The organism is Kaistella gelatinilytica (genome assembly GCF_015679325.1).
Lineage (GTDB): Bacteria > Bacteroidota > Bacteroidia > Flavobacteriales > Weeksellaceae > Kaistella > Kaistella gelatinilytica.
On record NZ_JADPVI010000004.1, the window covers coordinates 331,139 to 342,863 of the forward strand.

Here is an 11,725-nt window from a genome sequence, read left to right on the forward strand (position 1 = left end):
CTTCAGATATTTTCTCCCTTATATTTAAAAAAATCGGACAGATTAATTCTGTCCGATTTGTATCTAGAAAAAGATTGAATTATTTTTTGATAAATCGAAGAGATGATTTGTTATTACCACCGTTAATTTGGACGAAATAAACACCTGCTTTCAATGATTTTACGTTAATGTTTTCTGATAATCCTTCTGATCTCACAACTCTACCCGAAGCATCAACGATAGAAACTGTAGCGTTTTTGGAATCGAAAGTTTTGTCGATATTCAATTTTAGATAATCAGTTACGGGATTTTCTTTTATTGAGATCGATTTTGTTGTTTGAGCAGAATTATTGGTTGCTAAAGTTCCTGATACAAATAAATCAGAATATGTTTGTGCTACTTTGAATGCTCCTGCAGACATTGTAGGAACTCCTGCGGTATTGGTTCTCAATAAAAATCGATCCATGGTGAACGTTGCAGCGTAATCACTTCCCGCAGAAATTGTTGCATCTGCAGTTGCAGGTTCAGCCGCTGCAGTAGGATTTACATAAAATTTAAGAACGTCATCTGATGTACTTCCACTGTTTACCGTATATTTAATAACGATCAAATGCGTAGTGTTCAATGGGTAAACCGTTGAAGAATACACATTAGTTCCACTATTTTTTGATCCACCGATCGTAAATCCTCCCGCTGCATTTTTCAACTGCATACGAATTACGGTGTTAAAATTTCCGCCGGCAAGAGCACGCAAAACATCACCTGGAGTACCAGTTGGAACGACAGAAGCATTGATCAAAAATGAATAATAAATCGTCGACGATGTTGCCGGCATAATCAAAGGAGTAGTAAGTGGAGTTCCCACTGCATCCTGATTGGGTTTGATCGCTGCAACATTTGTTGTGGCTGAAGAAATATAGTTCGTGTAATTAAGAGCTCCCGCCATAACTGTTGTATTCGTACAGCCAGATCCGGCACAGGTTCCACCGCCATAGGTACTTGAATTATTAGTCCAGGTTCCCTGGGAAGATAATAATTGTCCTGCAGTGTAGGAAGCCAAATCGTCTGAGAATAATATTTGAGCCTGGATTAAACTAATTGCTCCTAATAATAATAAGGTAGAAATTTTTTTCATTTTTAAAATTTTAATTGTTGATGATAAATTTTTTGTTAACTGAATTTTTGCCACTTTGAGCCGTCAAGAAGTATATTCCTTTGTTGAGTTGGCCCACGTTGAGCTGTTGATTTTTTTGTGCGTTGAGTTTTGAATTGTAAATTAATTTCCCATCTATGGAAACAATTTTGAAATCAGCGTCATTGAAACCTATTTGTTGAATCAGAATATTTCCTTTCTCATAATGAAAGGTTAGATTTTGACTTGCATTTACATTTGCAGTAGCCAAAGTTTCTGGAAAATCTAATTCATCCCAGGTTCTTGCGATACTTACCAAACCAATTTTGCCGTCAGCTTTTCCTGCTTTTGGAGTGTTGTAAGGGAAAGCTACCCTGTCAATATTATTGGAATATTCGAAAGATGCTAAAGGTGCCGTTAAAGTTGGTGTCGCAGGTTCTCCCGAAGCAAATGCAGGATCTACGTAAAGCACCATCGTATCGTCTAAAGTCCCTGAATTAATTACGTATTTTACTACAAATAAGTGCGTTTGATTAAATGCATAATCAGAAGTTGTAATGCCGGCTGGACTCGTAGAATCGCCAATTTTAATTCCAATTTTAAAACCTGCCGCAGTGCTTCCAGGCTGTACCCAGATTCTTGCAGAGGTGGTGAAAGCTCCACCATTCATCATTCTCAAAACGTCATAGAAAGATGTTGCAGTTGGATAAGCGCTAAAATTTCCTAAGAAAGAAAAATAGTAGGTTCCAGAGGTGATTGGGGTTGCTAATAAATGTCCCGGTCCGTCTTGATCAACGGTCTGCTTCATTGCAATAGACTTTGTAGCATTACCGTAATTTGGATAAGATAAAGCGTCTGCTGATACGGAAACGAATTCAGCGCCAGATATTGCACCACCGGTTCCTCCTGCAGAACTGTTGTTGGTCCAGCCATTTTGACCATCTAATTTTCCAACATTTAAAGTAGAAAAATCCTGACGTAAAATAATTTGCGCATTTGCCTGTAATACAAAAGATAAAAGTAACAAAGAGAGTAGTTGTTTTTTCATAAATTTTTTTTGTAAATCTATGTAAAAGTTGCGGTGATCTGGTCTACACAACCTACGGATTTTTTTCAGAGGTAATTTCACTTGTGTCCGACCATTCAAAAGGATTTTACAGCAATGCTCTTCCTCTTAATGGTAAATATAGATTTTGAGTAATGGCAAGTGATCGTGAAAAATAATGACTGTAAAGGATCTAAAAATCGATTTATATTTTCTGTCGGGAGCAAAAAACCAGATTCTAAATCGGTGTTTAACAGAGTGAAGAATTAAGATGGTCGGAAAACTTAAATAAGTGAAATTTTCACCTAAAGAATTACGTACTTAATTTTTGTACCCTTCAACATGAGAAGCCAGAAAAGCATCGAATATGCGATTTAAATGGTTGGCAATAAATTCTTCTTCTTCCTGGGCGCTCACTGCTAATAAAGTTGCAGCTTTATAATAGTTTAATTTAATCGCCAGATGAGCAAGGCCGCCATAAGAGGCTATTTTATAATGTGCTAATTTTTGAGAAACAAGGATCAGAGCTATTTCCCAATTTACGGGATCATCTGCGAACATTGCAAGCTGTTTCTTTCCCTCTGACAATAAAGCATTAAAAGTTTCGCAATTTTTACCTTCGATCGATTGATCTTTTAATCCAAAAATCTTTTCCAGGCGTATTTTATGTTTAAGCAGAATGGAATAATGATTTTCAAGAATTTTCTTCAAATTTTCCGAAATGATCTGACCCTCGATGAGTGCGAATTCTTTAGAGATCTCGCATTCAGCAAAGTACATTTCCTGTAAAGAATGAATGAAAAAATCCTCTAAAACAGATTTTGATTTGGTGTTATCTTCTTTTGATGAAGGATCAATATTTTTGTCTAAATTTTTCATGAGCCTCATTTATTTGTTCACTAAATTTAAAAAGACCGCGAAATTGCAAGAGTAAAATTACGATATTAGTTTTGTTTATAATCATATTTTGGTACCGTGATTACACCCTTTCTTACTCATAAATTTATAGCGAATAACGATTAAAATTTTTAGTGGAATTATTTATTTATTCAATATCTATACCCAAAAAAGAATTTTCGCAATAGAAGAGCAGGGAATTTTCATCGTTTAAAATTCCGCAGAATAAAAAGTCATTTTATGCAATTACAAAAGATACTTTTATAAGTTTTTCTGGCTATCTGAAGCATTTCTTTTCTTTTGGCCCGCTGCTTCCTTTCAAAAAAAATATCTATCTTTACTCTCCTATTTTTAATACATGCAAAAAGAATATACCACTAGTTTTGAAGCCATCGAGAGTTATGAACACCTTGATGAAACTGAAAAAAAACTATTCGATTCCGCTCAAAAATTTCGCGCGATTGCTTATGCGCCATACTCCAACTTTACAGTAGGGTGCGCAATTTTACTGGAGAACGGCGAAATCATTTCTGGGAGTAATCAGGAAAATGCAGCTTATCCTTCAGGTTTGTGCGCAGAAAGAACAACCATTTTTTGGATTGGTGCCAATTTTCCAGAGGTGAAGATCAAGAAGCTTTTTGTAATTGGTGCGCCGAGAGAAGCATTAACTTCTGTGCCGATTCCACCTTGTGGAGCTTGCCGACAATCTATATTAGAATATGAAGCCAAACAATCAGATCCTATCGAGATTTATTTTGCTTCTTTAGGCGGTGCGATCTATAAAACAAAATCAATCCGCGATCTGCTTCCATTTTCCTTTGATGCATCTTACCTTTAACAAAAATTATCCCGAAAACAATGAGAATTGCCGCAATTGATATCGGAAGTAATGCAGCACGATTGCTGATCAATGAAGTGACGGAACCCAAAAAAGGGAAACCGCAATTCACCAAGCTCAATCTGCTTCGTATTCCGCTTCGTTTGGGGATGGATGTTTTCACGAAAGGGGAAATTGGTGCAGAAAGAGAACAGATGATCATGGATTCAATGAATATTTTCAGCAATCTCATGAAAATTTATAAAGTTGAACATTATCGAGCTTGTGCGACGAGTGCGATGCGCGACGCTAAAAATGGACAGGAAATTATTCAGCAGGTGAAAGAAAATTCCGGACTTGACATTGAAATTATTTCCGGTGACGAGGAGGCAAGTTTGGTTTTTGAAACACATATTGCAGAAGGTCTTGATAAGAATTTCGATTATCTCTACATCGATGTTGGTGGCGGTTCAACAGAACTCACTTTTTACGAAAACGGAAAAATAAAATACGAAAGATCGATAAATATTGGGACGATCCGTTTGCTCGAAGGTTTGGTAAAAGACGATTTGTGGAGAGAAATGAAAGAAGACATCCGCAAAAATATCAACAGCAGTAAACCGATTGTTGCGATTGGTTCCGGTGGCAACATCAATAAAATTTTCTCGATGAGTAAGACCAAAGACAGCAAACCAATGTCGAGTACTTACCTGAAGAAATATTATAAGGAAATGAACGAATTGACGGTCGCTGAACGAATGAGCAAATTCAATCTCCGCGAAGACCGAGCCGATGTTTTGGTTCCGGCATTAGAAATTTTCAATAATGTAATGACTTGGGGTGATATTGATAAAATATTTGTGCCTAAGATTTCTGTTGCTGATGGTTTGATTCACAGTATTTATGAAGGGTTACAGAAGAAATAGCGATAATTAATTTCAAAATTCTTCTTCATCTTCGTCTAGAAAATTTAGTTCATCATCTCGTTGCTCGTAATCCTGCGGAATTCCCGGTGGATTAAAAAGTCCCCATTCATCGACAATAAAATGTTTAGGATTAAAGGTCGCGACCCAATCTCGAAACAGCAATCGAAATTCTTCGAGTTGTCTTCTCACAATTTGATAATAATCTGCTTCTTCAAAACCAAATGCTTTTAGAGAATGTTGAAGAACCATCAATTCTCTTGCACACTTTCTGATGATTGCAGCGTTTTCCATTTTTAAATCCCAGATTTTTACGGAATAAGCACCTGCAAGTTTCGCTTGAATGGTATAAATATTTTCCAGAATATGCTGTTTCGTAAATTCTAAATGTTCATTTTCTTCAGGAATTAAATCGGTGATGATTCGTAATGTGTCGAAAATTTCTTCTGACTTTTTGAAAATTGGAGTTTCACGGTATTGATCCATAATTTTTTATTAAAGTTAATTTAAAGAGGAATGGACATTATGAAATTATTGTTCGGCAGAATTAATTTACTTCTTTCCCAACTCAATCAGTTCTAAATTTTCGATCTGATCACCATTGATTTCAAATCGCATCATGGTTCGCATTTGATGCCAACCGACTTTTCCCATTGCTCCAGGATTTAAGTGCAGCAATTTATTTTTTTGATCGTACATCGCTTTTAAAATATGAGAATGTCCCGAAATGAAAAGTTTAGGAGTTTTTTCTTCGATTTCTTTTTTAGCTAAAGACGTATATTTCCCCGGATAACCGCCGATATGAATCATTAAAACTTCTACTTGTTCGCATTTGAATCTTAAAACTTCCGGAAAGATTTTTCTAATTTCCGTTCCATCGATATTTCCGTAAACGCCACGTAATGGTTTTATTTTTTCTAATTTCTCAATGACTTCCATATTTCCGAAGTCTCCACAATGCCAAATTTCATCTGCGTTTTTTGCGTAGTCTAAAATTCGGTCGTCGATGTAGGAGTGAGAGTCGGAGAGAAGGAGTATTTTCATGGGGTAAATTTCTTACTTTTTTATATAACCACAAATAGATACGGTTTATTTTAGTGGATTATTGGGTGAGTTTTTAACACATGAGTCACATTAGTTTAGTTAATTCTTTTCTGCAAAATAGCTCACATTAATTCAGGTTGCTGCAATTTCTGCTAGGAACTTAATGATCTTAGTATTTCATTTGGTTTTAATGGTGAATGTGTTTTTAAGTTCATTTTCGGTGTGATTTAGATATTTTGATTTGTAAAGGTTTAATAGGTTTCGGCTAAAGCAAATTTCTCCGTTTCTATTTTTAAACGGGCTAAAGCCCGTTCCTATTGATGGTTGTTAGAAGTTCCTATTGATATTTATTATAATTTGAAAATAATTTTGATGAAGATTTATTTCCCACAGATTTCACGTATTCACGTATTCACAGGTTCACGGGTTCACACGTTCGGAGATTCACAGGTTCACAAATTCACAGTTTCACAGTTTCACAGCTTCACGGATTCACGGATATTCGAATTCGCAGATGATGCAGATTTTTGAGGTAGTTTCTTTTGAAGATATTTGGCAAACAGTGGAAGAAGAAATAGTTTTTATTTTAGCCCCGATGGAACGGCATGTTTGAGCTCTCCCAATGCATTTGATTGGGAAGCGAGTAGTGAAAGCGGGTCTTGTTTTCGAAAGACATTCTTCCTTTGTTGCTCCAGAAAATTCAGTAAATTTGCAGTCGATGAGGTATTTTATAGCGTTTTCGTATTCGGGGAAAAATTATTTTGGTTATCAGATCCAACCGAACCAAATTTCTGTACAAGAAGTTTTGGAGAATGCTTTGTCCACGATTTTGCGGGAAAAAATTAAAACTACAGGAGCGGGCAGAACCGACACCGGCGTTCATGCGAAGAAAATTTTTGCGCATTTCGATACCGAGAAAAATTTCGGGGAGAATTTTGTTTATCAACTCAACAGTTTTTTGCCTTCTGATATTTCTATTTCCAGGATTTTTGAAGTGAAAGATGACTTGCATGCTCGGTTTAATGCAACTTTTCGAACTTATGAATATTACATTACTTTGGAGAAAAATCCGTTTACGCAAGATTCTTCCTGGCAAATCTGGAAACGAGATTTGGATATTATGCGAATAAATGAAGCGTGCAAAATCCTTTTTGAGTACGAAGATTTCACGAGTTTTTCGAAATTGCACACCGATAATAAAACCAATAATTGCAAAATTTATAAAGCGTTTTGGGAACAAAATGGTTCGGAACTTAAATTCACCATTTCTGCGGATCGCTTTCTCAGAAATATGGTTCGAGCAATTGTCGGAACGATGGTTGAAATTGGGAACGGAAAAATGGAACCTTCAGATTTGCGAAAAATTATCGAAGACAAAAACCGAAATTCGGCCGGAACTTCTGCTCCTGCAAAAGGTTTGTTTCTGGTAGATGTTGGTTACGATTTTTAATTATCAATCACCGCAATATTAAATCTCAATCTTTCAACACCTTTCATCACTGCAAAATTCCTTATTTTTGCAAAGAATTTTTAAATAAAATATGAAGCAGCAATCTACTTGGGATATCATCAAACGGCTATTCAAGATCGGCATGAAATTTCGGTCGTGGTTTATGGTCACGCTGATTATCTCAATTGTTTTATCGGTGATTTCTACCTATCGACCGTACTTAACGATGCTTATTGTAGATACAGATATCATTCAACTTCGCGACAAAGAGTTGATGATGAAGCATATTTATATTTTGGTGGCGTTGGTTTTTGGGGAAACGATTTTGAATTTTTTCTTGGTTTATTTCTCCAATTATATTTCTCAAAATGTAATCCGCGATATTCGGGAAAGATTGTATCATAAACTCATTTATTTCCGCACTGCTTTTTTTGATAAAACGGCGATCGGACAATTGGTAACTCGCGCAGTTGGCGATGTAGAAACGATTGCAACGGTTTATACGGATGGATTTTTGATGGTTTTCGGTGATATTTTGAGGATTGTTTTCGTTTTGGTGATGATGTTTCAGGTCGATGTGCACTTGAGTTACATTTCTCTCGCGATTCTTCCCTTGATGGTTTTGATCACGAGATTTTTCCAGAAAAGATTGAAGAAAGCCTTTACTGATGAGCGCGCCTGGACTTCGAATCAGAATTCTTTTGTTCAGGAACGACTTTCAGGAATGTCTTTGATCCAGGTTTTTAACAGACAAAAAGCAGAATTTCAGAAATTCGATGAGATCAATATTACTTTAAAATCTGCATTGCTGAGAACAGTTTTCATTTTCTCTCTCTTTTTTCCTGTTGTTGAATTAATTTCTTCTTTATTTATCGGCTTCATTCTATTTTATGGTGGATTTATAACCATTAAAGCGGGAGCGGTGATCGCCTTCATTCAATATATTTCAATGTTGATTCGGCCATTGAGACAAATTGCTGATCGTTTTAATAATATTCAAAGAGGAATTGTTGGTGCAGAAAGAGTTTTGGGCGTGATGGATGAAGATTTCGCTCTGCCAAACAAGGGTAAAATCTCAAAAAATCATTTTGATGGAAAAATAGAATTTAGAAATGTGCATTTTGCCTACGACGATAAACAGGAAGTTTTGAAAGGAATCAGTTTCAAAGTTAATCCTGGCGAAACCGTAGCAATTGTTGGTGCGACCGGTGCTGGAAAATCTACAATTATCAGTTTGATTACGAGATTGTATGACATCAATTCCGGGAAAATTTTGCTGGATGACGTTGAGTTGAAAGAATATGAACTTTACAATCTTCGAAGTCATATTGGAGTGGTGTTGCAGGATGTTTTCCTTTTCCACGGAAGTATTTTCGAAAATCTTGCTTTCGGCGACGAAACAGTGACTTTGGAAAAAATTAAAAGTATTGCGAAGGATATTGAAGTCGATGATTTCATTGAAAGTCTTCCCGGCGGTTACGAATATGTGGTAACCGAAAGAGGTTCTTCGATTTCTTTGGGTCAAAGACAGTTGTTGTCATTTTTGAGAGCTTATCTTTCTGATCCGAAAATTTTGATTCTGGATGAAGCAACTTCGTCAATCGACCATGAAAGTGAGAAACTGATCCAAAGAGCGACAGAGAAAATTACTAAAGACCGAACATCAATTATTATTGCACACCGACTTTCTACCATCGAAAAAGCTGACAAAATCATCGTCATGGAACATGGGAAAATTGTAGAGGAAGGAAAACACCTGGAACTTCTGGACAAAAACGGTTATTATGCGACCTTATATAAAGCGCAGTTGAAAGTTGAAGTTTTGGAAACAGAATAAATTATACCTAAAAAAAACCTTCAAAAGTTAAGATTTGAAGGTTTTATTTTTTTGTAAGAGATGCCTTTAATTTCCGACGATCGTTTTTACATTGATAAATTCTTTCAACGCATGCAAAGATAATTCTGTTCCGTAACCGGAAGATTTTGCGCCTCCAAATGGCAATCTAGGATCAGAACTCGATTCTTTATTCAAACTTACCGTTCCAGATTCCAGCTGATCGATAAATAATTGTTGTCTTTTTTTATCTTTCGTCCACACTGAATTTGATAAACCGAAAGGAATGTCGTTTGCCAGTTTTAAAGCCTCTTTATCATTTTTTGCGATCATCACCATTCCCAGTGGACCGAAAAGTTCTTCCTGTAGAATTGGGTTTCCTGCTTTAACTTTTATTAAACCTGGCATAAATTCATTTTTTGAAATTCTTTCGAGTGGTAAAATAATTTCTGCGCCATATTTCAAAGCTTTCTTATATTGCTTTTCCAGTTCATCAGCCAAATCCGGACGAGCCATTCCACCGATCAGGGTTTCTTTCTTCATCGGATTTCCGGGAATATATTTCTGATATTCTTTAATGAACATCGGCAGGAATTCTTTTTCGACATTTTTCTGAATGATGAACCTTTTTCCAGCGTTACAAGCTTGGCCGCAATTTTGAAGTCGCGCTTTCGCACCGCTTTCTGCAGCTTTTTTGAAATCGGCATCATCTAAAACGATGAAAGCATCACTTCCGCCTAATTCAAGAAGAGATTTTTTAATGTTTTTCCCTGCGATCGACGCAACTTCTGCACCCGCTTTTTCACTTCCCGTTAAACTTACAGCTTGAATAACTGGATTTTCTAAAACGGCTTTCACTTCAGCATGTCCAATTTCTAAATTTTGAAAAACGCCTTTTGGAAAACCTGCTTTCAAAAATAACTTTTCAAGCATATTTCCACTTCCAAAACAAATGGAAGCATGTTTTAAAACAACGGTATTTCCTGCCAAAATCGCGGGGACTGCAAAACGCAAAGCTTGCCAAAAAGGAAAATTCCATGGCATAACTCCTAAAATAACGCCTTTCGGCACAGAATGAATTTCTGATACGCGGAATTCGGTCTTAATTTTCTCAGGTTTTAAAATATTTTCTGCCTCTGCATAATAACGCGTCATTAAAGCGCACTTTTTAACTTCTGAGATCGATTGCGTGATTGGTTTATTCATTTCCTGCGTAATGATCTTGCCAAATTTCTCAGCGTCTTTGTCTAAAAGGTCGGTCAATTTTAGCAAAAGTTTTTGCTTTTCTGAGAAAGGAACGGTTTTCCAACTCTCAAAGGCTTTTTGACTTTTTGCTAATTTATTTTCTAAATTCATTTCTGATTTTTTTGTTGATATATAAAGAATGTTTTTTGAACACTTTATTCTGAAACTTTTTCAATACAACAAAGATACTAAAAGAAGGAAAAACTATTGATTGACGTCTTATATGATTGCGATATTAAGGTTTTATTTATCCCTTTTAATTTTCATATTATATAAGGTGTAATTTAGAAATTTAAATAAAGGGTATAAACGTTTGATGGTCTGAGAATTTTAATTAATTTTGAAAAAATAAAATTTAAAATAATGAATACACCGTCAGAATTAAAGTACACGAAGGATCACGAATGGGTTATGATTGAAGGAAACATCGCAACAATAGGTATTACAGATTTCGCACAGGGTGAATTAGGCGATATCGTTTTTGTAGATGTTGATTCTGTAGATGATGAACTTTCTTCAGGAGACGTTTTCGGAAGTGTAGAAGCAGTGAAAACGGTTTCTGATCTTTTTTTACCGTTAGCAGGAAAAGTAACCGAATTTAATGCAGAGTTGGAAGATCAACCAGAATTGCTCAATACGGATCCTTATGGTAAAGGTTGGATCATTAAATTGGATATCGGTGATTCAGCAGATACTACAGAATTACTTTCAGCAGAGCAATACCAGGAGTCTCTTGGATAAAATATCGAAATTATTTCGTAAGATCTTGCCCATTTATTGGGCATTTCTTACTTATATGCTTCTCCGTCCCGGCGTAGAAAACATGGAGTTTCCTTTTATGTTCGAGGGAATTGATAAGGTTTTGCATCTCGGTATTTTCGCTATGTTAGGATTTTGTTTCATGGCAGCAGTTCCGAAGATCAAATTCATTTACTTTATTCAGATCATGATCTGCTACGGTTTACTAACTGAGATTTTACAGGATGAAATGCACTGGGGTCGATCTTTAGAAGGATTAGACTTGGTTGCAGATACAATTGGAGTTCTGATCGGCTATTTTGTTTATAGGAAAGTAAAAGAATTAAATTTTTAAATACAAATCCCGTTCGAAAGATCGGGATTTTTTCTTTTTTAAGAAGAGCACACTTCTATGGTATAGCATAATAAAGGTGGAATAAAATATTATTTTTTGGGCAGTCCCCTCGCAGCTGCTTATAATAATTGTAATTAGTTGGCCATTTCCCGGGTCGGGCTCTTCGTTCCAATTCCTCGTTCCATCACTAGTCCAGCGCTTACTGTGGGATTTCCACTATGATCCCTACTGCATTAGGGGATTTTTAACATACTGTGGATAACTTT

The 11,725-nt window shown here is 36.0% G+C and carries 12 protein-coding genes; 6 read left to right on the forward strand and 6 right to left on the reverse strand.

Going from position 1 to position 11,725, the window contains the following annotated elements; genetic code table 11:
• Positions 1-79 precede the first annotated feature (79 nt).
• The 3 genes from IV494_RS14300 to IV494_RS14310 all read right to left on the reverse strand — a co-directional run bounded on the left by IV494_RS14300 (position 80) and on the right by IV494_RS14310 (position 3,035).
• A complete protein-coding gene (locus IV494_RS14300; RefSeq protein ID WP_196080779.1) occupies positions 80-1,114 on the reverse strand; it encodes a T9SS type A sorting domain-containing protein in 1,035 nt (344 codons plus the stop codon).
• A gap of 10 nt (positions 1,115-1,124) precedes the next feature.
• Positions 1,125-2,159, reverse strand: a complete 1,035-nt coding sequence (locus tag IV494_RS14305) for a T9SS type A sorting domain-containing protein (protein ID WP_196080780.1) — start codon at positions 2,157-2,159, stop codon at positions 1,125-1,127.
• A gap of 318 nt (positions 2,160-2,477) precedes the next feature.
• Complete coding sequence (locus IV494_RS14310) at positions 2,478-3,035, reverse strand: YciE/YciF ferroxidase family protein (RefSeq protein WP_196080781.1); 558 nt, start codon at positions 3,033-3,035, stop codon at positions 2,478-2,480.
• 376 nt (positions 3,036-3,411) lie between these two features.
• Between IV494_RS14310 and IV494_RS14315 the strand changes: the two genes are divergently transcribed.
• Together IV494_RS14315 and IV494_RS14320 are read left to right on the forward strand one after the other, a co-directional pair.
• Positions 3,412-3,891 carry a cytidine deaminase gene (locus tag IV494_RS14315; RefSeq protein WP_196080782.1) on the forward strand — a complete coding sequence of 160 codons (480 nt, stop codon included), beginning with the start codon at positions 3,412-3,414 and terminating at the stop codon, positions 3,889-3,891.
• 20 nt (positions 3,892-3,911) lie between these two features.
• Positions 3,912-4,796: a Ppx/GppA phosphatase family protein gene (locus IV494_RS14320; protein WP_196080783.1), complete on the forward strand. Its 885-nt coding sequence runs from the start codon at positions 3,912-3,914 to the stop codon at positions 4,794-4,796.
• A 12-nt stretch (positions 4,797-4,808) separates the two neighbouring features.
• Here IV494_RS14320 and IV494_RS14325 read toward each other — a convergent pair whose 3' ends face one another.
• Positions 4,809-5,279 carry a hypothetical protein gene (locus IV494_RS14325; protein ID WP_230380215.1) on the reverse strand — a complete coding sequence of 157 codons (471 nt, stop codon included), beginning with the start codon at positions 5,277-5,279 and terminating at the stop codon, positions 4,809-4,811.
• Between the two features lie 66 nt (positions 5,280-5,345).
• Positions 5,346-5,837 (reverse strand): metallophosphoesterase family protein, encoded by a 492-nt coding sequence (locus IV494_RS14330; RefSeq protein ID WP_196080784.1) that lies wholly within the window; start codon positions 5,835-5,837, stop codon positions 5,346-5,348.
• A 718-nt stretch (positions 5,838-6,555) separates the two neighbouring features.
• Here IV494_RS14330 and truA point away from each other — a divergent pair.
• Both truA and IV494_RS14340 read left to right on the forward strand, forming a co-directional pair.
• Positions 6,556-7,287: a tRNA pseudouridine(38-40) synthase TruA gene (gene truA, locus IV494_RS14335; protein ID WP_196080785.1), complete on the forward strand. Its 732-nt coding sequence runs from the start codon at positions 6,556-6,558 to the stop codon at positions 7,285-7,287.
• 91 nt (positions 7,288-7,378) lie between these two features.
• Positions 7,379-9,124 carry an ABC transporter ATP-binding protein gene (locus IV494_RS14340; RefSeq protein ID WP_196080786.1) on the forward strand — a complete coding sequence of 582 codons (1,746 nt, stop codon included), beginning with the start codon at positions 7,379-7,381 and terminating at the stop codon, positions 9,122-9,124.
• Positions 9,125-9,190: 66 nt separating this feature from the next.
• On the opposite strand, the gene IV494_RS14345 is transcribed toward IV494_RS14340, so the two are convergent.
• Positions 9,191-10,477: an aldehyde dehydrogenase family protein gene (locus IV494_RS14345; protein WP_196080787.1), complete on the reverse strand. Its 1,287-nt coding sequence runs from the start codon at positions 10,475-10,477 to the stop codon at positions 9,191-9,193.
• A gap of 252 nt (positions 10,478-10,729) precedes the next feature.
• On the opposite strand from IV494_RS14345, the gene gcvH reads away from it, so the two are divergent.
• Both gcvH and IV494_RS14355 read left to right on the forward strand, forming a co-directional pair.
• Positions 10,730-11,107, forward strand: coding sequence for a glycine cleavage system protein GcvH (gene gcvH / locus IV494_RS14350; RefSeq protein ID WP_196080788.1), 378 nt, complete (start codon positions 10,730-10,732; stop codon positions 11,105-11,107).
• Positions 11,100-11,459: a VanZ family protein gene (locus IV494_RS14355; RefSeq protein ID WP_196080789.1), complete on the forward strand. Its 360-nt coding sequence runs from the start codon at positions 11,100-11,102 to the stop codon at positions 11,457-11,459. The genes gcvH and IV494_RS14355 overlap by 8 nt, the downstream gene beginning before the upstream one ends.
• The last annotated feature ends 266 nt before the right edge of the window (positions 11,460-11,725 follow it).